This is a genomic window from Amycolatopsis sp. cmx-4-54 (assembly GCF_046548895.1).
In the GTDB taxonomy this organism is placed as follows: domain Bacteria; phylum Actinomycetota; class Actinomycetes; order Mycobacteriales; family Pseudonocardiaceae; genus Amycolatopsis.
In genome coordinates, this window is the sequence record NZ_JAEBEJ010000005.1 from 165,572 (window position 1) to 189,869 (window position 24,298).

A 24,298-nucleotide genomic window follows, 5' to 3' on the forward strand; every position below is an offset into this window, starting at 1 on the left:
ACCCGGCGAAGTGCAGTCAGGAGCAGTCAGTGGACGCCGTGACCCAGACCCCCGCCCCGAAGAACGAGCCGGTGCTGAACTACGCACCGGGCAGCGCTGAGCGCGCTGAACTCGAGGGCGCGCTCAAGTTGCTGGGCAACGCCGACCCCATCGACATCACCGCGACGATCGGTGGTGAGCAGCGCAAGGGCGGCGGCGAGAAGATCGAGGTCGTCCAGCCGCACAACCACAAGGCCGTGCTGGGCGTCATCCACAGCGCGACCGCGCAGGACACCCACGACGCGATCGCCGCGGCCAAGGCCGCCGCCCCCGGCTGGCGCGCGCTGTCCTTCGACGACCGCGCCGCGATCATCCTGCGTGCCGCCGACCTGCTGGCCGGCCCGTGGCGCGCCAAGCTGAACGCCGCCACCATGCTCGGCCAGTCGAAGACCGCCTTCCAGGCCGAGATCGACTCCGCCTGCGAGCTGATCGACTTCTGGCGCTTCAACGTCGCCTTCGGCCGCCAGATCCTCGCCGAGCAGCCGGTCAGCTCGCCCGGGATCTGGAACCGGATGGAGCACCGCCCGCTCGAGGGCTTCGTGTACGCCATCACCCCGTTCAACTTCACCGCGATCTCCGGCAACCTGCCGACCGCGCCCGCGCTGATGGGCAACGTCGTGCTGTGGAAGCCGTCGCCGACGCAGAGCTACGCCGCGCACATGCTGATGCGCCTGCTCGAAGAGGCCGGCCTGCCGCCGGGCGTCATCAACCTGCTCCCGGGTGACGGCAAGGCCGTCTCCGAGGTCGCCCTGACCCACCGGGACCTGGCCGGGATCCACTTCACCGGTTCCACCGCGACCTTCCAGCACCTGTGGTCCACCGTCGGCGCCAACATCTCCGGCTACCGCACGTACCCGCGCCTGGTCGGCGAGACCGGCGGCAAGGACTTCGTGCTCGCGCACGCCTCCGCCGACGTCGACATCCTGCGTACCGCGCTGATCCGCGGTGCCTTCGAATACCAGGGCCAGAAGTGCTCGGCCGCGTCGCGTGCCTACGTCCCGCGTTCGCTCTGGGCGAGCCTGAAGGACGAGCTGGTCTCCGAGACCGAGGCCATCACCTACGGCGACGTCAACGACCTGGACAACTTCGGTGGAGCGGTGATCGACCGCCGCGCCTTCGACAAGCACGCCGCCGTGCTGAAGAACGCCGCCGAGGACGCCGAGATCGAGGTCATCGCCGGTGGCACCGCCGATGACAGCGTCGGCTACTTCGTGCGCCCGACGATTCTCGTCTCGGACAACCCGAACCACGAGATCTTCCGCACCGAGTACTTCGGCCCGATCCTCGCCCTGCACGTCTACGACGACGCCACCGACGAGGGTTTCGACAACGTGCTGAAGCTGGTCGACGAGACCGCCGACTACGCGCTCACCGGCGCGGTCATCGCGAACGACCGCACGGCCGTGGCGAAGGCGTCCGAGGCGCTGCGTTTCGCCGCCGGCAACTTCTACGTCAACGACAAGCCGACCGGCGCGGTCGTCGGCCAGCAGCCCTTCGGCGGTGCCCGCGCGTCCGGCACCAACGACAAGGCCGGTTCGGTGTTCAACCTGCTCCGCTGGACGAGCCCGCGCTCGGTCAAGGAGACCTTCGTTCCGCCCACCAGCGTCCGCTACCCCCACCAGGGCTGAGTTCTCCAGGAGTCCGTGATGTTGCGTGCCCCGTTGCTCGCCGCCGCTCGATCCCAGCGGATGCGCAAGCTGGTCGAGGTCGTCCCCGCCACCCGATCGGTGGTGGGCCGGTTCGTCGCCGGTTCGAAGACGCCCGACGCCGCAAGGGTGGTCCGCGAACTGGCCGACCAGGGCCTCCGGGTCACCCTCGATTACCTCGGTGAGGACACCACCGACGCCGAGCAGGCCGCGACGACCGTCCGCGCCTACGAGGAACTGCTGACCGCACTGGCGGCCGACGGTCTCGCGTTCGGCGCGGACGTCTCGGTGAAGCTGTCCGCGGTCGGGCAGTTCCTCCCCGCCGAGGGTGAGAAGGTCGCGCTGGAGAACGCCCGCAAGATCTGCGCGGCGGCCGAAGCGGTCGGTGCCACGGTGACCCTCGACATGGAGGACCACACCACCACCGACTCGACGCTGGGCATCCTCAAGGAACTGCGTACCGAGTACCCGTGGGTCGGCGCGGTGCTGCAGGCCTACCTGCGGCGCACCGAGCAGGACTGCCGCGACCTGGCGACGGAAGGTTCGCGCGTCCGGCTGTGCAAGGGCGCGTACGCCGAACCCGAGGAGGTCGCGTTCCAGGACAAGTCCGAAGTGGACAGGTCCTATGTGCGCTGCCTGAAGATCCTCATGCAGGGCAAGGGTTATCCGATGGTCGCCTCGCACGACCCGCGGATGATCGCGATCGCCGAGAAGCTCGCGGCCGACGCGGACCGCAAGGCGGACGACCACGAATTCCAGATGCTGTACGGGATTCGTCCCGAAGAGCAGCGCCGGATCGCGGGCGACGGCAAGACGATGCGCGTCTACGTCCCCTACGGCGACGAATGGTACGGCTATTTCATGCGCAGGCTGGCGGAACGCCCGGCGAACCTGACGTTCTTCCTGCGCGGACTCGCCACCCGGGGCTGACCCGGTCCCCGGTGGCATTGGTCCGCTGAAAGACAAAGGGGCCCTTCCCGGCGAAACCCGCCGGGAAGGGCCCCTTCTCCATGCTCATCAGGCCTCCTGGGCCTCTTCCTTGAGCTTGTCCATGTCGATGTCGCGCGCCTGCTGGATGAGGTCTTCCAGCGTCTTCTCCGGGAGCGCGCCCGGCTGCGCGTAGATGACCGTCTTGTCGCGGATCACCGCGAGGGTGGGGATCGAACGCACGTCGAAGGCCGCGGCCAGCTGCTGCTCGGCCTCGGTGTCGACGCTCGCGAAGACGATGTCGTCGTGGTTGCCCGACACCTTCTCGTAGGTCGGCGCGAACTGGCGGCACGGCATGCACCAGCCCGCCCAGAAGTCGATGATCACGAAGTCGTTCTCCGACACGACCTGATCGAAGTTGGCGGCGGTCAGCTCCACTGTGCTCATGCCCGGCGTAACGAATCGGGCGGGACGCGCATTCCCGGGATCGCGCGTAGCGTCTCGGATGGAGCAACCCACGTTTCGCAGGAGGCGCACATGGCCGACGGGGAGATCTTGAGCCGGATCGACGAACTGGTCAGCGAGGAGCACGAGCTCCGTTCGCGGGCGATCGGCACCGGGCTGAGCTCGGACGACCGGTCCCGGCTCGCGAGTGTGGAACAGCAGCTGGACCAGTGCTGGGACCTGCTGCGGCAGCGGCGGGCGCGGGTGGAGTTCGACGAGGACCCGGACCAGGCGACGGCGCGGCCGATCGCCGAGGTGGAGTCTTACCGGCAGTAGATCCTTCTCGCGCCCTGGCCGACGCCTCGCGCGCGTGCAATGAAGGGGCCTTTCATAGCAAATTTTGCGATGAAAGCGTCCTTCATCTCACGCGCGGGCGGGGGCGCCGGAGGTGGCCGGGTGTCGTGAGCGGTGGAGGCGCGGGCTGGAGCGGATCAGGCCGGGCAGAGGGTCCCGTCGACCGGGACCTTCCCGTCGATCAGGAAGGCCCGCGTCGCGTCCGCGACACACGGCGAGAGGGTCAGCGCGCCGTGCCCGGCACCCTGCCAGGTGATCGTCACCGCGCTCGGCATCTGGTCGGCCGCCCGGCCGGTGCCCTGTTCCGGCGTGACCGGGTCGGTCGCGGTGCCCGCGACGAGCATCGGCGGGGCGCCCGGCGCTCCCGCGGGCGGAAGCGGTTCACGCCGCACGGGCCACGGGCTGCACCAGGCCAGCTGCTGCGCGGCGAAGACACCGAACTGCGGGTACTTGTCGCGCAGGGTCGTGGTCGCGCGCGTGAGCTCCTCGGCCGAGAGCCTGGTCGCGTTGTCGTTGCACTTGGTCGCGAGTGTGCCGTCCAGCCGCGACGGGCGCGCCTTGGTGTCCTTCAGCACCGGCTCGGCGAACGCGGCGAGCGGTGTGACGTCGCCGGTCTGCGCGGTCTTGAGCGCCTCGGCGAGTTCCACCCAGCGCGAGCGCTGTGCGAGCCCGGAGTAGATCGCGTACAGCGCGATCCCCGGGGTGATCTCCTCGCCGTCGGTGGTCATCGCGGACGCCGACCGGAGCCGGTCCGCGACGGCGGTCACGGCCGAGCGGGCGTCACCGATCGGGCAGCCCCTCGCGATGCAATCGGCGCCGAACGCGTCGAGGGTCGCCTGCGCGCCCGCGGCGACGCCTTCCTGCGTGGCGGCCGCGTCGGGGGCGGGGTCGGGCAGCCCGTCGAGCATGACCCGGCCGACCTGGGCGGGGAACCGCACGGCGTATTCGGCGAGGACCTTCGAACCGTCGCCGCGGCCCAGCGCGTGCAGTTTGTCCAGCCCCAGTTGCTCCCGGAGTTCTTCGAGGTCGCCCGCCGCCCGCCAGCTGTCCATCGCGACCTGCGCGTCGTCCAGTTCGATGGCGCACTGCTGCCCCGCCCGGCGTGCCGCGTCGACGACGCCTTCGAGGTCGGCGGCGGCCGGATCGGCGCCGAGCAAATCGCTGCGGATCTCCGCCGGGATGCACTGCACCGGCATGGACGTGCCCGTCCCACGCCGGTCCACGCCGATCAGCGAGAACTTCTGCAGGAACTCGGGCGGCAGCGTCGCGGCCAGCCGCGCGGCGTACAGCGACCCCGGCTCACCGTCGACGTCGTTGACCACGACGAGCGGGATCGGCCCGCCCCCGGTCTTGACCACCGAAAGCCGCGAGAGCCCGCGCCCGGGCAGATCCGGCGCGTCGAGCGTGGTGGGCACCCTGGCGCAGGAGAACTTCAGCGTGTCCGGCACGGACGGCTGGCCCAGGCGTTGCCGGGTCGCTTCGTCGCAGTCCTCCCATTTGATCGACGGCGACCGCGGTTCGGCGAGCGGCGGCAGCGGGACCTGCTGCGCCGTCGTCGGGCCGCCGGGATTCGGCTTGCCGTCGTTGTCGATCACCGCCGGCCGCACCGACGGGCCGGCCGTGCAGCCCGCGAGCACGGCCGTCACCACGGTGGTCGTCAGGAACAGCCGTGGCGTGCGGCGGGCGGTGCTCACGGGCTGGTCCTCACTTCCAAGGCATGACAAAGCTCGGAACAGAGCTTCGCAGGTCGGATGTCAGGACACGGTTAGCGGGTGCGTTTCACCTCGCCGCGGAACACCGCGTCCAGGTCGTAGCGGGCGATCTCCTCAAGCTGGGCGTAGGTGCAGGAGGACGGCTCGCGGTCGGGGCGCCAGCGTTTGAACTGCGCGGTGTGCCGGAACCGCGACGGAAATGCGGCCTCAGTGTGCTCGTAGCCGACCTCGACCACTTTTTCCAGCTTCAGCGGCACCCAGGGAGCTTCCTTGGACTTCCATCGGGTGATGCCGCCGGGGATCCGCTGGTTCTCGCGCACGTTGTCACCCAGCCAGGGGTGGTCGGCGCCGTCGGTGATCAGCGGCGCCAGCTCCTCGGCCAGCTCACGCCGGCGGGTGACCGGGAACGACCCGACGACGCCGGGGTGGTGCAGTACGCCGTCCTCGTCGTAGAGCCCGAGCAGGAACGAGCCGACCATCTCGCCCGGTTCGCCGTCGACGTGCCAGCGCAGCCCGGCGAGCACGCAGTCGGCGGTGCGCGAGTGCTTGTACTTCAGCAGAACCCGTTTGCCGGGGGTGTACGGCTCGTCGAGCGGTTTGCCGATGACGCCGTCGAGCCCCGCGCCCTCGAACAGTTCGAACCAGTGCCGCGCGATCGCCGGATCCGAAGTGGCAGGCGTCAGGTGGACGGCGTCGGAGGCCAGTTTCTCCAGCCGCTCCCGCCGCTTCGAGGTCGGTTCGTCCAGAAAGGACTCGTCGCCCAGCGCCAGCAGGTCGAACGCGACGAACTCCGCCGGGGTCTGCTCCGCCAGCAGCTTGATCCGGCTTTCGGCGGGGTGGACCCGGTCGGTGAGCGCGTCGAAGTCCAGCTTCCCGTCCCGGGCGACCACCAGTTCGCCGTCCAGCACGATCCGCTCGGGCAGTGCCGCCTTCAACCGCTCGACGACCTCGGGGAAGTACCGGTTGAGCGGTTTCTCCGAACGCGACTGCAAGGTCAGCTCGTCGCCGTCGCGGAACACCAGGCAGCGGTATCCGTCCCATTTCGGCTCGAACAGCAGGCCGCCGGAATCGGGGATCGCCTTCGCCGGTTTGGCGAGCATCGGTTTGACCGGCGGCGTCAGGGGAAGCGACATGACGGCCATTCTTGCCGCAAGGAGCCGGTCAGCGCACCCGTTGCGGTGCTGTCGTGTCGAGTTCGATCCGGACGGCCGTCGGCAGGACGTCCACCCCGAGCGACTCGCGCGCGCGGGCCAGCACCGTGTGGTCGAGCTGCTCCCAGACCCGTTTCAGGTCGGTGCCCTCGACGAGCCAGAGCGTGATCCGCAGCGCCGGGTTCTCCTGGTCGCCGACCGCGCGGACCCGGGCGCGCCCGACGCCGTCGACGGTCTCCGCGTCGGCACGGACGGCCTCGGAGATGGCCGAGGAGGTCACCACGAGGTCGTCGTCGAGTTCGAGGTCCGGGCGGCCTTCCGGGCGCAGCGACCGGAAGAACCACCACAGTCCCTGCCACAGCAGGAGCACGCCGAGCACGATCGCGCCGATCCGGGACGCGAGCGCGTGCCGTGACAGCCAGTCGAGGGCGATCGGGTCGACGAGCGGCCTGCCGGCGCGGTGCGTGCCGATCCAGCCCGCGCCGACCACGAGCGCCGCCGCGCCACCGAGCAGCGCGACGAGTCCGATGAGGACGGTCAGGGTCCGTTCCGTGCCGGTGGACCGGCCGAGTGCCTTGGCGGAGACCGAACGGGTCATCGGCGGTCCTTCGGGGAGTCGACGACGACCGACACCTTCGGCCGTCGCACCAACGGGACGTCGTCGAGCAGACCGGAGACCGTCTTTAACAGCCGCGGGCGCAGCTCGCCTTCGGTCTCCAGCCTGCTCGTCGCGCGGACACGGATCTTCTTGGCGGTGGCCGTGACCTTCGCGCCCGCGACGTTGTCCTGCGCGCGCACGGTCACCCCGACCAGCCTCGCCAGGGAACGCGGCGACGTGGTCACGCTGACCTCGTTCGCCGGATCGGTCAGCCGGATGGCCCGCCGCCCGGCCGAGGCCGCCGCGATGATCAGCAGCAGGCCCACGACCGCGACGGCGATCGCGAGATACCGGACCAGGGAAGCGTTCCAGGACTGTTCCGCGAGCCTGTCGCGCCAGTCGTCCCACGGGAGGAACAGCGGGCCCCGGCCCGGCCGCCACCAGCCCCAGCCGACCTCCAGTGCCAGCAGGACCCCGGCGGCGGCCAGTGCCAGCCCGATCAGGGCCGACAGCAGGCGGACGATCAAACGCATGCGGGTGCTCCTTCTAGCGGACGCGGGGCGCGATGTCGGGCAGGAGCGCGGAGACCGTCACCGAGACGTCCCGCACCTGGTAGGAGGTGATCCGCTCGACCTCCTCGGTGACCCTGGCGCGCAGGTCGCCGACGATCCGCCGCACCGGCGCCGGATAGTTCAGCGCCACATCGAGCACGAGGTCGACGTCGTTGCCCTCACCGCCGACCTTCGCGCTCGCGCCGTGTGTCCCGAGCCCGAGCCCGGCGATCCGCCGCTCGGCGCGCGTGGTCCCGTCGACCTGGTCCGCGGCGTGCTGCGCGATCTTGCGGACCACGGACGGCGAGATGGTGAGGGTGCCGCGCTCGGCGGCGTCGACAGCGTCGGGCGGGACGGTCATTTGTCGCGGCCCCGGCCGAACAGGTCGCCGAGGTCGAGTTCGCCGTCGAGCACGCGGCCGAGGACGAGGCCGATGATGCCGACGGCCAGCGTCACCAGGAACGCGGTGAAGCCCTGGGTCGCGGAGAGGCCGAGGATGAGGCCGGCGAGCAGGCCGGTCTGGGTCCCGTTCATCACTCGACCCGCGAGGTCTCGGTCTCGCCGCCGTTCTCGTCGGGCAGGTGGATGTCGTTGACCGCGATGTTCACCTCGATCACCTCGAGGCCGGTGATCTGCTCGACCTGGCCGATCACGTTGCGGCGCACCGCCCGCGCGACGTCGACGATGCGGGCGCCGTACTCGACGACCACGTCGAGGTCGATGGCCGCCTGCTTCTCGCCGACCTCGACCGAGACCCCGGACGTGGTGACCGTGCCGGAACCGGGGATGCGCTCGCGGATCGCGCCGAAGGCACGGGACACCCCGCCGCCCAGTGCGTGGATCCCGGTCACCTCGCGGGTGGCGAGCCCTGCCACCTTTTGCACCACCACCGACGAGATCGTGGTCTTGCCGGCGGCTCCTTCCTCGTTGAGGGACGACCCCGTCACCAGGGCGTCGGGCTTGTTCGCGCTCGGCTGTGCCATGAAGTCCGCTCCTTCTCGGCCGGTGCCGCACGACCTGCGCGCGCGGCGGTCCCTACGCTCTCACCGACCAGGACACGCGCGCATGCCGAGCCGTCACGCGATGTCCCTCGAATGGGGTAATCAGTTCCGGGGATCAGTCCGGATGCACGTCGACGACGTGGACGTTGACCGCGGGCGGGGCGGACCCGAGCTGACCGGTCAGTGCCGTGCTGACCCGATGTCGCAGCAGGTCCGCGACGGCCGCTTCGACGCCGAACCGGATCGTCACCAGCACCTGGAGAACGTCCTCTTCGAGCGCGACGGCCGCGACGTGGACCCCGCCGAGCTCGCGGCCGATCTCGGCGGCGAGGCTCCTGGTCATCAGCACCAGCGCCCGTTCCGACACCTGGGTCTTCCCGCCTGACGACGGCAGGTCGAGCGGGGCGGTGGTGTGCCTGCCGCGGACGCCGCCGACCGAGCGGAGCACCCGTTCGACGAGTCCCGGCGGCGTCGGCACCGGACGGCTCGCGGCGGCGCGCACCTGCTGCCACCGGGGGTCGTCGCGCGGGTCCTCGCTCATCACCGTTCCCCCGGTCTGAAAGTCTCGCCGAGTTTCGCCAGCAGCGCCACCCTCGCGCGGTGCAGCCGGGCACGCAGAGCGGGCACGCTGACTTCGAGCACCTCGGCCACCTCGTCGTAGGTCAACCCTTCGAATTCTCGCAGAATCAGCGGGATCCGCTGGCCGACGTCCAGTTCGGAGATCGCGCGCAGCACCCTGCCGACCTGTTCGGCGCTCACCACATGGCCCTCCGGACCAGGCACGACGCCCGCGTCGCCCTCGTCGAGCGGCACGGTCGGTTTCCGGCGCCGGACCACGCCGAGCGCGCCGTTCGTCGCCACCCGGTAGAGCCAGGTCGACACCGCGGATTCGAACCGGAAGCCGGGCAGCGCCCGCCACGCGGAGAGCCAGGCCTCCTGGACGACGTCCTCGGCCTCGGACGAACTGCCGGTGATCCGCAGCGCCACCCGGTACATCCTGGCCGTATGCCGCCGGACCAGGGTGCCGAACGCACCGTGGTCCCCGGCGGCGGCCCGGGCCACCAGCTCCTCGTCCGGAACCGGCGCGGGCTCGCTCACCCGCCCTCCCGGCGGCGATAGCGCAGCATGGTGAAACCGTCTTCGACGAGCACGGACGCGAGATCCATCCGCCGCGGTTCCGGGGCCGGGCCGCCGCGGACGATCCGGCTCTCGCCCGCTCCCGCCAGCAGGGGGGCGATGGTGAGGCACAGCTGGTCGACGAGGTCGGCGGCGATCAGGTCGGCGAACAGCGCCGGCCCACCCTCGCAGTCGACACGCCGCAGGCCGCGCTCGCCCAGCAGCGCGAGCGCCCGATGGAGGTCGACCTCGGTGGTCCCGGCGACGAGCACCTCGGCACCCGCGCGCTCCAACTCGGCGCGCGGCGCCTTCTCGGTGGTGATGACGATCGGCGGGATCTTGGTGTCGGTGAACAACGGGCCCTCGGGATCGAGTTCACCGGAACGGGTTACCACCGCGATCGGCGGAACCTCGGAAAGTCCGAGCGCGACCCGGCGGGCGGCGCGTTCGGGAGAGACGCGCGCGCCGCGATAACCCTCGGCGCGCGCCGTGCCCGCACCGACCAGGATCACGTCGGAGAGCAGCCGTCCCATCAGGAAGATCCGCTTGTCGGCGGGGTGGGAAAGCCCTTCGGACAGCTCGTCGACCGCCACCGCGCCGTCCGCGGAGCTGACGAAATTGACCTGGACCCAGGGGCGGTTCAGGTCGTCCGGATACCCATAGAGCCGTTCGAGGTCGGAATCGGAGACGGCATCACCCGGTGTCGTTGGCCACAAAAGCTGCACACCGACATCCCAACACGCGCCTGATGGCACCGCTGAGCGGGGGATACACCCGGTCAGGGAGGGTGAACCCGTCACGCCGGTGCCGTTACGCTCGGCGAATGCCCGCCCGCCTGATCGATCGCCGTCCGGAGCTGTCCGCCGACGAGCTGATCACCGCGCTCGTCCCGCCGCCGAGGTTCGACGCGGTCCGGTTCTCCACGTACGTGCCCAACCCGGACGAGCCGAGCCAGGCCGAGGCCGTCGTCACCTGTGACGCGTTCGCGAAGCGCGTGGCGGAAGCGTCGAACCGGAAGCCGAAGTCGAAGCTGCGCGCGCTCTTCGGGGGCGGGAACGAGGCGCCGTCCGGGCCGAGGGGGCTTTATCTCGACGGCGGATTCGGCGTCGGCAAGACCCACCTGCTCGCCTCGACCTGGCACGAGACGCCGTCGCCCAAGGCGTACGGGACGTTCGTGGAGCTGACCCATCTCGTCGGCGCGCTGGGGTTCGCCGAGGCGGTGCGGCGGCTGTCCGAACACCGGTTCCTGGCGATCGACGAGTTCGAGCTCGACGACCCGGGTGACACCATGCTCGTCACGCGGCTGCTGCAGGAGCTGATCTCGGCGGGGGTGTTCGTGGCGGCGACGTCCAACACGCTGCCGGACAAGCTCGGCGAGGGCCGGTTCGCCGCCGCGGACTTCCTGCGGGAGATCCAGTCGCTGTCCGCCCGCTTCGGCGTCTGCCGCGTCGACGGCCCGGACTACCGCCACCGGGGCCTGCCGGACGCGCCGCCGCCCGCGAGCCCCGAGGAGCTGGAGAGCTCCGCCGCCGCGCATCCCGAGTCCACTGTGGACGATTTCGACGCGTTGTGCGAACACCTTGGCGGCCTGCATCCTTCGCGCTACGGCAGGCTTCTCGAGGGCGTGACCCGGGTGCACCTGCGCGACATCCACCCGGTGCCCGACCAGAACGTCGGACTGCGCCTGGTCGCCTTCGCCGACCGGCTCTACGACCGCGCGATCCCGCTGGTGGTCTCGGGCGATCCGGTGCCGGAGCTGTTCACCGAGGAGATGGTGAACGGCGGCTACCGCAAGAAGTACCTGCGCGCCGTCAGCCGTCTGACGGCACTGGCGCGCGACGCCGTGCAGCCCAGCTGAGCAGCACCCACGTCGCGCACACGGTCGCGACGGCGAACAGCGCGCCGCCCACTACGTCGGTCAGGTAGTGGTAGCCGAGGCCGAGCATGCCGATCGTGACGCCGCAGAGCACCACGGCGCCCACCGTCGAGATGACCGCCGTCGCGACGCCGGGGCGCGCGAGCAGGACGAGCACCGTCAGCACCGCGACCAGCGCGACGGTGTGCCCGCTGGGATAGGCGAGGTAGGCGTACTTCCAGCGGCCGAAGAGCGGTTTGAGCACCCAGGTGTTCGCGAGGATCGCGATGAGCGGGCCGACGATGGTCAGCGCCGCTTCGAGCCTGCGCCGTCCGATCAGGCAGAGGACGGCGGCGAGGACCGCGACCGGGATCAGGACGTAGGCCTCGGTCGGCAGCACCAGGAGCCGCAGGAGGGCGGCGTCGGGACCGAAGGTCCGCTCCACCCAGTGGACGGCCACCTCGTCGGGAACGGAAGGGCCCTCGCCGGAGACCAGCAAACCGAGCACCACCATGATCGCGGCGCAGGTCACCGCGACCGGCCCGTACGGCCCTCTTCCGCTCATCCGGCGAGATTACGGGACGGGTGATCAGTCACCATGCAAGGACGGCTCGCGAGGACGAAGGGGGCTTTCGATGCGGATCAGTGTGGTCGGTGGCGGCGTGATCGGGCTCAGCTGCGCGCACCGGCTGGCCGGGGCTGGGCACGATGTCACGGTGGTCACCGACACCGGGCCGGGGGAGACGACCTCGGCGGTCGCCGGTGGTGTGCTCTTCCCGCCGCTGGCCGCGAACTCCGACCGGGTCGACCGCTGGACCGCGACGAGCGTCGAGGAATACCGCGGCCTCGGTGCGCCAGGGGTCCGCATGGTCCGGGGTAGGTACCTGATCCCGCGCGAGGCGCCGCTGCCTTCGTGGGCGTTGTCGATGCCCGACCTCGACCACGAACCCGGACGGCTCACCTTCACGACCGCGCTGGTCGACACGCCGGTGTACCTCACCTGGCTCGCCGGCCAGGTCGCCGCGCTGGGTGTACGCACCGAGCACCGCACCGTCTCGCGGCTGGACGACGTCGACGCGGACCTCGTCGTGAACGCCGCCGGACTCGGCGGCGGGCGGCTCGCGGGGGACGGCACCGTGGTGCCGGTCGGCGGCCAGGTCGTCCATCTCGCCGACCCGGGGCTGACCGAATGGATCGTCGACGGGGCCACCCCGGTGCTGCGGCACGTGATCCCGCACGGACGACACGTCGTCTGCGGTGGCACGCAGGAACCGGGGCGCGACTCCGTCGAACCGGATCCCGGGGTGACCGCCGACATCGTGCGGCGGTGCCGGGAGCTCGTGCCCGCGCTGGCCGACGCGCCCGTGCTGGGGGCGAAGGTGGGCCTGCGGCCGTTCCGGCCCGAGGTGCGGCTGGACCGGGACGGCCGGGTCGTGCACTGCTACGGGCACGGGGGCGCGGGGATCACGGTGGCTTGGGGCTGCGCGGACGACGTCCTGGCCCTGGTGTGACCCTTCCGCATTCAGAGGACGAAATGCGTGGGCTGAAGTACATGAAGGGGCCTCCGGGACCCGGCAGACTCGCCTATCCGCTGGTCAAGGGGGTGGCGGAGGGGCTCTACGCGACTGTCCACAGGGGACACTTCCCGGGTGGCTGGTGCCCGATTCGGGGCGTTTCGCGAAGGAGTCGTGAGTCGTGAGTGGTAATGAGCGTTAGAACGACAGTTACCACTCACGACCCCGTCCCGAAACCGTACAGATGAGCATCAAACGGACTTCGGCCGGTCTTCTGTCGTCCTTTGTGGACATTGTCCGTTCATCTGCCCTGATTAGGTGACCTTGCCAGGACCCTGTCGCCAGGCGTGAGGAAGGGGACCTTCATGTACTCGGCAAGGTGTTCCAGGGCTGCGGGTCGCGCCCCGCTGTCCGTGAAGGCCTCCTTGAGAGACCCAGAGTCCCTCAAGGAGGCCTTCACGGACTTGTGCGACGGCTCCCCGCATTTAGAGGACGAAATGCGGCGGGTCAGAGGGCGGCGAAGGCGGCGAAGTCCGCTTCGGTCTGATCCGCGTACCGCACCGCGTAGGCCCCGATGGCCTCGTCGAGGTCTTCGTCGTCCTCGAAGTAGCCCGCCAGCATCCGCGGATGCAGCGACCGCGCGTGCGCCCGCGCGAGCAACGCACCCGCGAGACGGCCGTAGTCGTCGAGGTGGTCCTTCTTCAGCTCCGCCGGGTCGATGTCGCCCTTGAGGTTCCGGAACTGCCGCACGATGTACGGGACGCCGTCGATGGTCGTCCAGCCGAGCAGGATGTCCGTCTCGGCCTGCACGAGCCGCGCGCCCTCGACGATCCGCCGTCCCTCGTGCTCCGGGGCGGGCAGGCCGAGGAACGGCGCGAGTGCCGACGGGACGGCCTGTTTCACCTGCAGGACAAGGTCTTCGCCGGAGTTCCCGTGCAGCAGTGCCACATAACTGCGCAGCCCGACACTGCCGGTGCCGACCACCCGGAACGCCACATCGGACACCCGGTACCGCGAGACCAGCGTCCGCCGCGACTCGCGCAGTGTGTCCACATAGGACACCAGTCCGGCGACGACGGCTTCGGCGGTCGCGTCGTCCACGTGGGTGAGCACCGGCGGGTCTTCGACGAACCGATGGCGTTCGAGGCCGGTCTCGTGGTCGTCGATGCGCCTGGTCCACTTCGCGGTGACCTTGGCGCTGGTGTTCTTTCGCGCCTTCTCGGCCGCTTCCTCGAAGTCGTCGATCAGATCGTGCGCGCGGACCTTGCTCAGCACCGACGCGTCCGGCAGCGCGTTCCACGACCGCAGGAACGGCAGCTCCGCCAGCCCCCGGATCGTGCGCCGGTACGACTTCACCGCGTCTTCGGCGGCTTCACGGCAGCCCGCCTCGCCGATGCCGCCCTCGCGCCCGGCGAGCACGAGACTCACCGCGAGCCGTTTGAGGTCCCACTCCCACGGGCCCGGCACGGATTCGTCGAAGTCGTTGATGTCCATGACGATCTGGCCTTCGGGCGTGCCGTACAGCCCGAAATTCGCCGCGTGCGCGTCCCCGCAGAGCTGCGCGGTCAGCCCGGACGACGGCGAACCCGCCAGGTCGGCGGCCATCAGCCCGGCGGCCCCGCGGTAGAAGGTGAACGGCGACGCGAGCATGCGCTCGCGCCGCAGTTCCACCAGTTCCGGCAGACGGCCTTCGTTGGTGCGCGCGAAGAATTCCGCCACGCTGGGCCGTCCCTCGCCCGCCGCCGCGTGGTCGTGCGCGGACGAGGGCGCCTCGTCCCGCAGCGCCTTACCCCTCGCGAACCAGTCCTCCGGCGACACCGACTCGGTGCCGACCAGCGGCCGCTCCACCCACTCCCGCTCGTCTCCCATGGACAGGCAACGTACAGCCCGTCCAAAAGGTTCACCGGGTCTTGACAGTGTCTCTCAAAGCGCGCTTTCGGATTTCCGTAGCCGGGCCGCGGCATCGGCTGGTCACGCACCCAGCCAGGTCAGCGGCCCGCCTCCGCGAATCCGACGCCTCCGGCCGTGAAGACACGCGCGCGCGTCCTCACCCGGCCAGTCAACCTCACTTCGGGAGACACGTCCCGACGACCTCCGTGATGGCGTCGATACCGCGGTCGAGCTCCTCGCGGCCGATCACCAGCGGCGGCGCGATCCGCAGCGTGTGGTCGTGCGTCTCCTTGCACAGGACGCCGCGTTCGGCCAGGGCGGTGGACGCCTCGCGGCCGGTCGGCCCGCCGGGCGCGATGTCGATCCCGGCCCAGAGCCCACGCCCGCGGACCTCGGCCAGTCCGTTGCCGACCAGTTCACCGAGCCGCGAGTGCAGGTGGGCGCCCAGTTCCCGCGAGCGCTCCTGGAACTCGCCGGTCTTCAGCAGCCCGACCACGGCGCGCCCGATCGCGCAGGCGACCGGGTTCCCGCCGAAGGTGGAGCCGTGTTCACCCGGCCGCAGGACGCCGAGCACGTCCTTGCCGCCGACCACGGCCGACACCGGCATGATCCCGCCACCCAGGGCCTTGCCCAGGGTGTAGACGTCGGCGCGGACGCCTTCGTGGTCGAGCGCGAGGACGGTGCCGGTGCGGGCGAGACCGGACTGGATCTCGTCGGCGATCAGCAGCACGTTGTGCTCGTCGCACAGCCGACGGGCCTCGGCGAAGTAGCCGGCGGGCGGCACGATCACGCCGGCCTCGCCCTGCACCGGCTCCAGCAGGATCGCGGCGGTGCGCTCGGTGATGGCGTCGCGCAGCGCTTCGGCGTCGCCGTACTTGACGGTGACGAAGCCCGGGGTGAAGGGGCCGAAGTCGGCGCGCGCGGTCTCGTCGGTGGAGAAGGACACGATGGTCGTCGTGCGGCCGTGGAAGTTGGAACCGGCGACGACGATCTCCGCGGTCCCGTCGGGGACGCCCTTGACCCGGTACGCCCACTTCCTGGCGATCTTCACCGCCGACTCGACGGCTTCGGCGCCGGAGTTCATCGGCAGGGTCATCTCGGTGCCGGTCAGCTCGGCGAGCTCCTTGCAGAACAGCCCGAGCTGGTCGTGGTGGAAGGCGCGCGAGGTCAGCGTCACCCGGCCGAACTGCTCGATCGCGGCGGCGATGAGCCCGGGGTGGCGGTGCCCGAAGTTCAGCGCGGAGTAGCCGGAGAGGAAGTCGAGGTAGGTCTTGCCCTCGACGTCGGTGACCGAGGCTCCTTCGGCGGTGGCGATCACCACCGGGAGCGGGTGGTAGTTGTGCGTGCTCCACTGCTCGTCGAGCGCGATGAAGTCGGCGGTCGTCATGCGTTCAGGTTAGATGTCCATCCGGCTGCTTTCATCCGGGAAACGTTGCTTTGACCCGTTGTTCATTGCGTATCGACTCCTTCGAGTGGCGAAATCGTGCATCGGCGTACTCGAGCACCGGAGGCGCGGCGCCCGGAGCGCGGTTATCGTCGCCGGATGGCGAAAAAGGACACCGTCTCCGTCCGGGACACGCTGAGGATCGGCAAGGGCGGCGAGCGGCACGAGCCGGGCTCCTTCCCGATCGGACCGCACAAGAAGCCCAAGGTGCTCAAGGACCTGGTCGACGCCGGAGGCAGGCTCGCCGAGCTGCAGGAGGCCCTGTACGCGGAAGGCGTCGGCGAGGGGAACCGCAGTGTCCTGCTGGTCCTGCAGGGGATGGACACCTCCGGCAAGGGCGGCACCGTCGGCCACGTCCTCGGCCTGGTCAACCCGATGGGGGTGCGGTACGCCGGGTTCAAGAAGCCGACCGCGGCGGAGCGGCGTCACCACTACCTGTGGCGGATCCGCAAACAGCTTCCGGCGCCGGGGCAGATCGGCGTCTTCGACCGCTCCCACTACGAGGACATCCTGGTCCCGCGTGTCCAGAAGCTGGTGCCCGCAACCGAATGGCGCAAGCGCTACGCCGAGATCAACGCGTTCGAGCAGGAGCTGACCGACGCCGGCACCACGATCGTGAAGGTCTTCCTCGACATCTCGCCGGAGGAGCAGCTCAAGCGCCTCAAGGCGAGGCTGGAGAATCCGGCGAAGTGGTGGAAGTACAACCCCGCGGACCTCGACGCGCGCGCCCAGTGGAACGACTACCAGAAGGCCTACGCCGACATCTTCGCCAAGACGTCCACCGAGGCCGCGCCCTGGTACGCCGTCCCGGCCGATCGCAAGTGGTACCGCAACTGGCTGGTCGCGCGGCTCCTGATCGAGACGATCGAGGAGCTGGACCCGAAGTTCCCGCCGGCCGGCTTCGATCCCGGGACGGAGATCGAGAAGCTGGAAGGCGTTGGCGTACCGGCTTGAGCGTCTGAGAGAGTGCGGATGTGACCGACACCAGCCTCGAAGATCTCCCGTTCCTCCGCCGTCAGGCCCGCACCCAGCGCTTCACCCTCGGCGCGCCGAAAGAGTTCAAGGTCGCCCCGGACGGTTCCCGCATCCTGTTCCTGCGGTCCGAGTCCGGCACCGACCCCCGGCACAGCCTGTGGTCGTTCGACGTCGCGTCGGGCGAGGAGACGAAGCTGGTCGACGCCGCCGAACTGTTGCCCGGTGAAGAGGACCTTCCGCCGGAGGAGCGTGCCCGCCGCGAGCGCAGCCGGGAGACCGGCGGCGGGGTGGTCGGGTACGCGATCGACGACGCCTTCACCGTCGCCGCGTTCTCGCTCTCGGGCAAGCTCCACACCCTCGACCTGGCCACCGGCGAGGTCGCGGTGCTGGTGGACGGTTCGGTCGTCGACCCGCGGCCCAGCCCGGACGGTGCGCACGTCGCCTACGTCCGGGACCGGCGCCTGCGGGTGATCGACCGGGCGACCGGTGAGGATCGCGTGCTCGGCGGTGAAGACAGCGAGGCGGGTGACGACAGTGAAGACATAGCCTGGGGGCTCGCGGAATTCATCGCGGCCGAGGAGATGGGCCGCACCCGCGGCTACTGGTGGTCGCCGGATGGGAAGAGCCTGCTGGTCGAGCGCTCGGACCGGGCCGCCGTGCCGCGCTGGACCATCGCCGACCCGGCGAACCCGCAGTCGGCGGCGAACGTCGTCGCGTATCCGGCGGCGGGTACCACTAACGCGGACGTGACGCTGGCGATCCTCGGCCTCGACGGCTCCCGCGTCGACGTCGAGAAGACCGACTGGGAGTACCTGGCCGCCGTGCACTGGTCCGCCGCGGGCAAGCCGCTGGTGTCCGTGCAGTCGCGTGACCAGCGGAAGCTGGAGATCCAGGCGGTCGACCCGGCGACCGGTTCGGTCGAGGTGCTGCACACCGAGACCGACGAGCGCTGGGTCGAGCTCACCGCGGGCGTCCCGGCGTGGACCTCCGACGGCCGCCTGGTGCGTGAGAGCGCCGCCGACGGTGACCACCGGCTGGTCGTCGACGGGGTCGCGGTCACCCCGCCGGGGCTGCAGGTGCGGTCGATCCTGCACATCGGCGACGAGGTGCTGTTCAGCGCGTCGGAGGCCGACCCGACGCAGATCCACGTCTTCCGCACGGAGGGCGGCGAGCTCCGCCGTCTGTCCAATGAGGACGGTGTGCACGTCGGCTCCGGGAACGCTTCGCTGACCGTGCTCTCGTCGTGGACCCTGGAGCGCAGCGGCCCGGTGGTGACCGTCGTGTCCGGCGAGAAGACGGTGGCGCGCATCGGTTCCTTCACCGTCGACCCCGACGTCGTGCCGAACCTGACCTGGCTGACGCTGGGGGAGCGGGGCCTGCGCGCCGCGCTGGTGCTGCCGACCGGGTACGAGGAGAGCGAAGGTAAGCTCCCGGTGCTGCTCGACCCGTACGGCGGCCCCCACGCCCAGCGTGTCCTGCAGTCCCGCAACGCCTTCCTGACCCCGCAGTGGCTCGCGGACCAGGGCTTCGCGGTGCTGGTCGCCGACGGGCGCGGGACCCCCGGCCGGGGTGCGGCCTGGGAAAAGGAGATCGCGGGCGAACTCGCCGATGTCACCCTCGCCGACCAGGTCGACGCCCTGCACGCGGCGGCCGCGCTCCATCCGGAACTCGATCTGGAACGGGTCGCGATCCGCGGCTGGTCCTACGGCGGCTATCTGTCCGCGCTGGCCGTGCTGCGTCGCCCGGACGTCTTCCACGCCGGTGTCGCGGGCGCACCGGTGACCGACTGGTCGTTGTACGACACGCACTACACCGAGCGTTACCTCGGGCTTCCGCAGGAGGAAACGGCTTCGTACGAGCACAATTCGCTGATCGCCGGCGCCGGTGACCTCTCGCGGGCGCTGCTGATCGTGCACGGGCTGGCCGACGACAACGTTTTCGTCGCCCACTCGTTGCGCCTGTCGTCGGCCTTGCTGGCCAAGGGACGCGCGCACGTGTTCCTGCCGCTGGCCGGCGCGACGCATATGACGCCGCAAGCCGAAGAGGTCGCGGAGAACCTGATGCGCACGCAGGTGGACTGGATCGTGCGTGAGCTGTCCGGTGCCGCGGTCAAGAGCGAGGAGAACGCATGAAACGGTGGGGCATCACCATTCCGCTGACCGGGGTACCGCTCGCGGCGCACGAGGAGATGGTGCGGGAGCTGCCGGATCTCGGCTACACCGACGCGTGGTCGGCCGAGACCGCGGGCCACGACGCCTTCACGCCGCTGGTGCTGGCCTCGCAGTGGGCGCCGCGGCTGCGGCTGGGCACCGCGATCGTCCCGGTGTACACGCGCGGGCCCGGGCTGCTGGCGATGAGCGCGGCGACCGTCGCGGAACTGGCGCCCGGCCGGTTCGTGCTCGGCATCGGCGCGTCGTCGCCGGTGATCGTGAAGAACTGGAACGCCGCCGAGTTCGAAGCGCCGTTCGCGCGTTCGCGGGACACCCTGCGCTTCCTGCGGTCGGCGCTGGCGGGGGAGAAGGTCACCGAGGAGTACGAGTCGTTCTCCGTCAGCAAGTTCCGGCTGGAGCGGCCCGCCGACCCGCCGCCGTCGATCATGCTCGCCGCGCTGCGGCCGGGGATGCTGCGGCTGGCCGCGAAGGAGGCCGACGGCGCCATCACCAACTGGCTCGCCGCCTCCGACGTGCCGAAGGTGCGGGCCGAGATCGGTCCGGACACCGAACTGGCCGCGCGGATCTTCGTCTGCCCCACCGAGGACAAGGCCGCCGCGCGCGGGCTCGGCCGGATGCTCATCTCGAGCTACCTGACCGTGCCGGTGTACGCGGCGTTCCACGAATGGCTCGGCCGCGGCGACGCGCTCGCGCCGATGCACGAGGCGTGGGCCGCGGGCGACCGGCAGAAGGCGAACCAGGTCATCCCGGACGAGGTCGTCGACGACCTGATCGTCCATGGCAGCCTCGATTCCTGCCGCGAGCAGGTGCAGTCCTATGTGGACAACGGGCTGACGACGCCGATCATCGCGCTGTTGCCGACGGGTGAGGATCCGTTCGCGCACGTGCGAGGTCTGGCTCCGCGCTCCTGACCGCGTGTCACCGGCTGCTATGAAGGACGCTTTCATTGCGAATTTCGCAATGAAAGCGTCCTTCATAGCATTTGCGGGGCGTACTCAGGCGGTTTTGAACAGCTCGTCGTACCGCGAAGCCATCATGTGCGACCCCTTGATCTCCGCGGTCGTCGCCGCATCCAGGATACCGACCTCCTCGGCGTAGGTCGCGCCCCCGGAAGGCCCGAGCGGCAACGAGATCATCGGCCCGCCCGGGGTGTGCACGCGCACCTCGCCGCCTTCGATCAGCGCCCGGATGTTGGCCACGACGACCTCCGCGTGGTCACCGGCCACCTTCGCCAGCTTCCCCTCCGGCAACGCGGTGATGTCACCGAGCGCGAACACGCCGGGTTGTCCGGGAAGACGCAGCTCGGGAGTCACCTCCACCTGTCCGTTCGCCTGCCGCGCGGCGGCCAGTTCGCCGTCGAGGTACGCGGTGTGCGGCGCGCCGCCGAAGCACTGGAACCACAGGTCGGCGGTCACTTCGCCGCCACCGGTGAGGCCCGAGGTGAACGTCTTGGCCTGTCCTGGTTCCGAGACCGGTGGCTCGGTCAGCGAAAAGCCGAGCAGCAGTTCGACGCCCAGTCCGGCGAGCTGGCGGCGGATCTCCGCGCGGAAGTCCGCCGGGAAACCGGGCAGGATCTCCTTCGCCGGGTCGACGATCGTCACGGCCTTCTCCGGCCACACCGCCTTGATCTCGCCCGCCAGTTCGAGGCCCACCGGGCCCGCGCCGAGCAGCAGGACCTTCTCCGCGCCCGCGAGTTCCTCCCGCGTGGCATGGATCTTCGCCTTCGCCGAAGCGCTGTCGTAAAAATCGATCTTCGCCGGGAACGGGTACGCCGAACCGGTCGCCAGCACGACGTAGTCCGGCGTGAGCCGTTCACCCGACGCGAGCGTGACGCCGTCCTGGTCCACGCTCACCGCGCGGTCGCGGAGCACGCGCCCCCGCTCAAGAAGCCGGGCGTACGGGTAGAAGAGCCGATCCGTCCATTCGGGATCGACGAGCCCCCGCAACGCGGCGACGTGGTGGACGAAGTCCTCGCGCGGCTCGACGAGCACGACGTCGGTGAACGAGTCCAGCTCCTTGGCGACGGTCGTGCCGCCGTATCCCCCGCCGATGACGGCCACGGTCGTGGTCATGAGTTCCCCTAGTTCGTAGTACGGAATGTTGGCACTGCGAACTACAGTAGTTCGTACTCCGAACGATCGTCAAGTAGACTGCGTTCATGACCACGGCCGAAGACCTCGGATTCGCGACGGCGCTGGTGCGGCTCTCGCACCTGGTGCAGCGGGCTTTCATCGACGTCGGCCGGTCTCACGACCTCACCCCGCAGCAGGCTCAGCTGCTCTGCGTGCTGGCGCAGGGGGAGACGGGCGTCGGGATGACCGACCTCGGCAAGCTGCTGAACCTGGAGAAGTCCAGCGTCACCGGTCTGGTGGACCGAGTGCAGCGGCGCGCGCTCGTCGAGCGGGTCGCGGATTCCGGTGATCGTCGCGCACTGAAGATCACGCTGACCGAAGAAGGCCTCCGGCTCGCGAACGCCGCGCACGAAGGCGTCGTCGAAAAGCTGGAGGAGATGGCGGCGGGCCTCCCGGCCCAGCAGCGTGAGGCGATCGCGGCCGCGGCGTGGCGGATGGCGCCCGAAGACTGATTCAGTGCCAGATGGCGGCGGCGAGCAGGAGCCCCGCCGCCGCGGCGCCGATCCCGGCGGCCATCGTGACGGCGACGTTCAGCACGGCCCGCGGGCGCGTCTTCCCGGTGAACAGGAGCAGGGTTTCGTAGCCGAAGGTCGAAAAAGTGGTGAGTCCGCCGCAGAATCCGACGGCCACCAGTGAACGGATCCCGTCCGGCTGTCCGCCGTGCAGTGCCCAGCCGGTGAGGACCCCGAGGATCGACGAGCCCGCGATGTTGACCGCCAGCGTGCCCCACGGGAAGGCGGTACCTCGCCGCGCGCGCAGCCGGAGATCGGTCAGGAAACGGACGACAGCGCCGAAACCGCCGCCGAGTGCGACGAAGAAGAGGGTCATTTCTTCACCGCACGGGTGATCTCGTGCCCGGCGTAGACGGCTACCAGCACCGCGGCCACCGTTCCGAAGGCGTAAGCCAACCCGGTGAACGGGCGGCCGGTCGTCACAAGATCGAGTGTGTCGGTCGCATAGGTCGAAAACGTCGTGTAACCGCCCAGGATCCCGACGCCGAGGAAGGGGCGCAGCAGCCGGTGCGGGTCCTCCGCCGCGGTCAGCAGGGCCATCAGGACACCGATTAGCAGACAGCCGGAAACGTTGGTGGAGAAAGTGGAAAGCGCGAACTGGCCGCGGGAATGGGGAACGGCGACCGACAGGCCGTAGCGGGCGAGACTGCCCAGCGCGCCGCCCGCGCCGACGGCCGCGAGGACGTCCCAGCGCGGGCGGGGAACGGATGCCGCATCAGCCATGAATGCCAGCTTAGAACCGCTGTCCGGGTGAACCGGCGCCACGGTGTCGAAGATCGCTCACTATGCCGTTTTTCCCTGCTGGACAGTGAATTTTCTCGAAACGTGTCGTAGGCTGGGCGGCGCTCCAGACCGATTTTCGGTCCGTCCGCTCGTCGAGAAAAAGGTGGCAGGATGGCTCAGGAACAGTCAGGTATGCAGGCTCCCGACAGCGGTTTGCTGCTGGAGGTCGAGATGATCCCGACCGCGGCCGACCGCGGGAAGGCCAACGGCGCGGCCGCCGACAACGACGGCAACGACGGCTGAGTGCCCGAAACGCCGACGCTGGCTGACCTCGTGGCTCCGCTCGGGGTCAGCCAGTTCTTCCAAGACGTCCAGGGCGAGACCTACCGCCGTTTCGAAGGCCGCGCGGGCCGGTTCGCCGAACTGTTGCCATGGCCGGCGCTGAACGCGATCCTCCGGCAGCACCGCCTTGAGTTCCCGCGGCTGCGCCTCGCGCTCGACGGCACCCCGGTGCCGATGGAGAGCTACACCGATCTCGTCCCCACCCGCCGCAGTGGCACCGTCCCCCGCCTGCTGGCCGCTCCGTTCACCGAGCACCTCCGCGGCGGCGCGACGATGGTGCTCGACGCCATTCAGGAACTCAGCGACCCGATCGGCGATCTCGCCAGGGGCCTCGAACACGACCTTCGCGAGAGCGTCCAGGTCAACCTGTACGCGGGCTGGGGCGTGACGCACGGTTTCGACGTGCACTGGGACGACCACGACGCGTTCATCATCCAGGTCGCCGGGCGCAAACGCTGGCGGATGCACGGTCCGACCAGGCCCGCTCCGCTGCACCGCGACGTCGAACAGCCCGAGCGGCCCGGTGAGCCGATCGACGACTTCATCCTCGAAGACGGTGACGTCCTCTATGTCCCGCGTGGGCATTGGCACGACGTCACCGCGGTGGGGGAGATGTCGCTGCATCTCACGCTCGGCTTCAGTCCCGCGACCGGGATCGACCTGGTGTCCTGGCTCGCCGACAAGCTCAGGGCGAGCGAGGTGTTCCGCCAGGATCTCCCGAGGTTCGGGACGGACGAGGAGCGGGCGGCCCGTGCCGCCGCGCTGCGGGCGGAACTGGAAGCGACGCTGACCGGCGACGTCGTCGGCCGGTTCCTCGCCGAACGCGATTCGGCGGCCCCGGCGCATCCGCGGGTCGGGCTGCCGTGGGCGGCGACCCCCGGCCTGCTGCCGGACGGCGACGAGACCGAGGTCCGGTTCCTCGTCCCGAGGGCGGTGCTCGACGAAGGTGACGACCGGGTGACCCTGCTCGCGGACGGGAAGCGGTTCGTCTTCGCGAGCGCCGCGGCTCCGCTGCTGAAGACGCTGCTCGACGGAACGCCGCAGGCGGTCAAGCGACTCGCCGAGCTGTCCGAACTCGATCGGGGGACGGTGCGGGCGTTCCTCGGTGAGCTCACCACGCAGGGGCTGCTCTCGATCGGCTGAAAGTCACAGGGGCCGAGAAGTGTGAAGGGCGGCCGGGCGGGGTAAGCTAAGGCATGCC

General features: G+C 70.2%; 28 protein-coding genes. 11 read left to right on the forward strand and 17 right to left on the reverse strand.

The window, feature by feature from the left end; all coding sequences use genetic code 11:
- The first annotated feature begins 29 nt into the window (after positions 1–29).
- Together pruA and ACLJQ7_RS17995 are read left to right on the forward strand one after the other, a co-directional pair.
- Positions 30–1,667, forward strand: coding sequence for an L-glutamate gamma-semialdehyde dehydrogenase (gene pruA, locus ACLJQ7_RS17990; protein ID WP_410649345.1), 1,638 nt, complete (start codon positions 30–32; stop codon positions 1,665–1,667).
- An 18-nt stretch (positions 1,668–1,685) separates the two neighbouring features.
- A complete protein-coding gene (locus tag ACLJQ7_RS17995; RefSeq protein WP_410649346.1) occupies positions 1,686–2,615 on the forward strand; it encodes a proline dehydrogenase family protein in 930 nt (309 codons plus the stop codon).
- 87 nt (positions 2,616–2,702) lie between these two features.
- On the opposite strand, the gene ACLJQ7_RS18000 is transcribed toward ACLJQ7_RS17995, so the two are convergent.
- Complete coding sequence (locus ACLJQ7_RS18000) at positions 2,703–3,059, reverse strand: thioredoxin family protein (RefSeq protein ID WP_020637318.1); 357 nt, start codon at positions 3,057–3,059, stop codon at positions 2,703–2,705.
- A gap of 90 nt (positions 3,060–3,149) precedes the next feature.
- Between ACLJQ7_RS18000 and ACLJQ7_RS18005 the strand changes: the two genes are divergently transcribed.
- A complete protein-coding gene (locus ACLJQ7_RS18005) occupies positions 3,150–3,392 on the forward strand; it encodes a DUF2630 family protein (RefSeq protein WP_410649347.1) in 243 nt (80 codons plus the stop codon).
- Positions 3,393–3,547: 155 nt separating this feature from the next.
- On the opposite strand, the gene ACLJQ7_RS18010 is transcribed toward ACLJQ7_RS18005, so the two are convergent.
- The 10 genes from ACLJQ7_RS18010 to ACLJQ7_RS18055 form a co-directional block, all read right to left on the reverse strand.
- Positions 3,548–5,104, reverse strand: a complete 1,557-nt coding sequence (locus ACLJQ7_RS18010) for an alpha/beta hydrolase (RefSeq protein ID WP_410649348.1) — start codon at positions 5,102–5,104, stop codon at positions 3,548–3,550.
- A gap of 71 nt (positions 5,105–5,175) precedes the next feature.
- On the reverse strand, positions 5,176–6,255 hold the full coding sequence (locus ACLJQ7_RS18015) for an ATP-dependent DNA ligase (protein WP_410649349.1): 1,080 nt from the start codon (positions 6,253–6,255) through the stop codon (positions 5,176–5,178).
- 28 nt (positions 6,256–6,283) lie between these two features.
- A complete protein-coding gene (locus tag ACLJQ7_RS18020) occupies positions 6,284–6,871 on the reverse strand; it encodes an alkaline shock response membrane anchor protein AmaP (protein ID WP_410649350.1) in 588 nt (195 codons plus the stop codon).
- On the reverse strand, positions 6,868–7,404 hold the full coding sequence (locus ACLJQ7_RS18025; protein ID WP_410649351.1) for a DUF6286 domain-containing protein: 537 nt from the start codon (positions 7,402–7,404) through the stop codon (positions 6,868–6,870). Before ACLJQ7_RS18025 ends, ACLJQ7_RS18020 begins: the two co-directional genes overlap by 4 nt.
- Before the next feature lie 13 nt (positions 7,405–7,417).
- Positions 7,418–7,783, reverse strand: coding sequence for an Asp23/Gls24 family envelope stress response protein (locus tag ACLJQ7_RS18030; protein ID WP_410649352.1), 366 nt, complete (start codon positions 7,781–7,783; stop codon positions 7,418–7,420).
- Positions 7,780–7,956 (reverse strand): hypothetical protein, encoded by a 177-nt coding sequence (locus ACLJQ7_RS18035; protein ID WP_410649353.1) that lies wholly within the window; start codon positions 7,954–7,956, stop codon positions 7,780–7,782. The genes ACLJQ7_RS18030 and ACLJQ7_RS18035 overlap by 4 nt, the downstream gene beginning before the upstream one ends.
- On the reverse strand, positions 7,956–8,405 hold the full coding sequence (locus ACLJQ7_RS18040) for an Asp23/Gls24 family envelope stress response protein (protein ID WP_410649354.1): 450 nt from the start codon (positions 8,403–8,405) through the stop codon (positions 7,956–7,958). The genes ACLJQ7_RS18035 and ACLJQ7_RS18040 overlap by 1 nt, the downstream gene beginning before the upstream one ends.
- A gap of 133 nt (positions 8,406–8,538) precedes the next feature.
- On the reverse strand, positions 8,539–8,964 hold the full coding sequence (locus ACLJQ7_RS18045; protein ID WP_410649355.1) for a hypothetical protein: 426 nt from the start codon (positions 8,962–8,964) through the stop codon (positions 8,539–8,541).
- Entirely contained in the window at positions 8,964–9,521 is a 558-nt protein-coding gene (locus tag ACLJQ7_RS18050) for an RNA polymerase sigma factor (RefSeq protein WP_410649356.1), read from the reverse strand. Before ACLJQ7_RS18050 ends, ACLJQ7_RS18045 begins: the two co-directional genes overlap by 1 nt.
- Entirely contained in the window at positions 9,518–10,264 is a 747-nt protein-coding gene (locus ACLJQ7_RS18055; RefSeq protein WP_410649357.1) for a pyrimidine reductase family protein, read from the reverse strand. The genes ACLJQ7_RS18050 and ACLJQ7_RS18055 overlap by 4 nt, the downstream gene beginning before the upstream one ends.
- Before the next feature lie 98 nt (positions 10,265–10,362).
- Between ACLJQ7_RS18055 and zapE the strand changes: the two genes are divergently transcribed.
- On the forward strand, positions 10,363–11,397 hold the full coding sequence (gene zapE / locus ACLJQ7_RS18060) for a cell division protein ZapE (RefSeq protein WP_410649358.1): 1,035 nt from the start codon (positions 10,363–10,365) through the stop codon (positions 11,395–11,397).
- Here the strand turns inward: zapE and ACLJQ7_RS18065 are convergent.
- Positions 11,351–11,959: a phosphatase PAP2 family protein gene (locus ACLJQ7_RS18065; RefSeq protein WP_410649359.1), complete on the reverse strand. Its 609-nt coding sequence runs from the start codon at positions 11,957–11,959 to the stop codon at positions 11,351–11,353. The genes zapE and ACLJQ7_RS18065 overlap by 47 nt on opposite strands.
- Positions 11,960–12,029: 70 nt before the next feature.
- On the opposite strand from ACLJQ7_RS18065, the gene ACLJQ7_RS18070 reads away from it, so the two are divergent.
- A complete protein-coding gene (locus ACLJQ7_RS18070) occupies positions 12,030–12,905 on the forward strand; it encodes an FAD-dependent oxidoreductase (RefSeq protein WP_410649360.1) in 876 nt (291 codons plus the stop codon).
- A gap of 510 nt (positions 12,906–13,415) precedes the next feature.
- Here ACLJQ7_RS18070 and ACLJQ7_RS18075 read toward each other — a convergent pair.
- Complete coding sequence (locus ACLJQ7_RS18075) at positions 13,416–14,777, reverse strand: DUF2252 domain-containing protein (RefSeq protein WP_410649361.1); 1,362 nt, start codon at positions 14,775–14,777, stop codon at positions 13,416–13,418.
- Positions 14,778–14,973: 196 nt separating this feature from the next.
- Positions 14,974–16,185 (reverse strand): ornithine--oxo-acid transaminase, encoded by a 1,212-nt coding sequence (gene rocD, locus ACLJQ7_RS18080; protein ID WP_410649362.1) that lies wholly within the window; start codon positions 16,183–16,185, stop codon positions 14,974–14,976.
- Positions 16,186–16,341: 156 nt separating this feature from the next.
- On the opposite strand from rocD, the gene ACLJQ7_RS18085 reads away from it, so the two are divergent.
- From ACLJQ7_RS18085 to ACLJQ7_RS18095, 3 genes are read left to right on the forward strand one after another with little or no spacing between them, the layout of a single operon-like run.
- The gene (locus ACLJQ7_RS18085) at positions 16,342–17,196 is read left to right on the forward strand and encodes a PPK2 family polyphosphate kinase (protein WP_410649363.1); all 855 of its coding nucleotides are present in this window, start codon (positions 16,342–16,344) and stop codon (positions 17,194–17,196) included.
- Positions 17,197–17,216: 20 nt separating this feature from the next.
- Positions 17,217–19,349, forward strand: a complete 2,133-nt coding sequence (locus ACLJQ7_RS18090; RefSeq protein ID WP_410649364.1) for a prolyl oligopeptidase family serine peptidase — start codon at positions 17,217–17,219, stop codon at positions 19,347–19,349.
- Positions 19,346–20,299, forward strand: coding sequence for an LLM class F420-dependent oxidoreductase (locus tag ACLJQ7_RS18095; protein ID WP_410649365.1), 954 nt, complete (start codon positions 19,346–19,348; stop codon positions 20,297–20,299). The genes ACLJQ7_RS18090 and ACLJQ7_RS18095 overlap by 4 nt, the downstream gene beginning before the upstream one ends.
- A gap of 84 nt (positions 20,300–20,383) precedes the next feature.
- Here the strand turns inward: ACLJQ7_RS18095 and ACLJQ7_RS18100 are convergent, their stop codons facing one another.
- Positions 20,384–21,460 carry an NAD(P)/FAD-dependent oxidoreductase gene (locus tag ACLJQ7_RS18100; RefSeq protein WP_410649366.1) on the reverse strand — a complete coding sequence of 359 codons (1,077 nt, stop codon included), beginning with the start codon at positions 21,458–21,460 and terminating at the stop codon, positions 20,384–20,386.
- An 86-nt stretch (positions 21,461–21,546) separates the two neighbouring features.
- Between ACLJQ7_RS18100 and ACLJQ7_RS18105 the strand changes: the two genes are divergently transcribed.
- Positions 21,547–21,972, forward strand: a complete 426-nt coding sequence (locus ACLJQ7_RS18105; RefSeq protein ID WP_410649367.1) for a MarR family winged helix-turn-helix transcriptional regulator — start codon at positions 21,547–21,549, stop codon at positions 21,970–21,972.
- A 1-nt stretch (position 21,973) separates the two neighbouring features.
- Here ACLJQ7_RS18105 and crcB (ACLJQ7_RS18110) read toward each other — a convergent pair whose 3' ends face one another.
- Both crcB (ACLJQ7_RS18110) and crcB (ACLJQ7_RS18115) read right to left on the reverse strand, forming a co-directional pair.
- The gene (gene crcB, locus ACLJQ7_RS18110) at positions 21,974–22,348 is read right to left on the reverse strand and encodes a fluoride efflux transporter CrcB (RefSeq protein ID WP_410649368.1); all 375 of its coding nucleotides are present in this window, start codon (positions 22,346–22,348) and stop codon (positions 21,974–21,976) included.
- Positions 22,345–22,755, reverse strand: coding sequence for a fluoride efflux transporter CrcB (gene crcB, locus ACLJQ7_RS18115; RefSeq protein ID WP_410649369.1), 411 nt, complete (start codon positions 22,753–22,755; stop codon positions 22,345–22,347). Before crcB (ACLJQ7_RS18115) ends, crcB (ACLJQ7_RS18110) begins: the two co-directional genes overlap by 4 nt.
- 171 nt (positions 22,756–22,926) lie before the next feature.
- Here crcB (ACLJQ7_RS18115) and ACLJQ7_RS18120 point away from each other — a divergent pair, with 171 nt between their 5' ends.
- The gene (locus tag ACLJQ7_RS18120) at positions 22,927–23,058 is read left to right on the forward strand and encodes a hypothetical protein (protein ID WP_410649370.1); all 132 of its coding nucleotides are present in this window, start codon (positions 22,927–22,929) and stop codon (positions 23,056–23,058) included.
- Positions 23,059–24,240: a cupin domain-containing protein gene (locus ACLJQ7_RS18125; RefSeq protein ID WP_410649371.1), complete on the forward strand. Its 1,182-nt coding sequence runs from the start codon at positions 23,059–23,061 to the stop codon at positions 24,238–24,240.
- Positions 24,241–24,298: the final 58 nt, after the last annotated feature.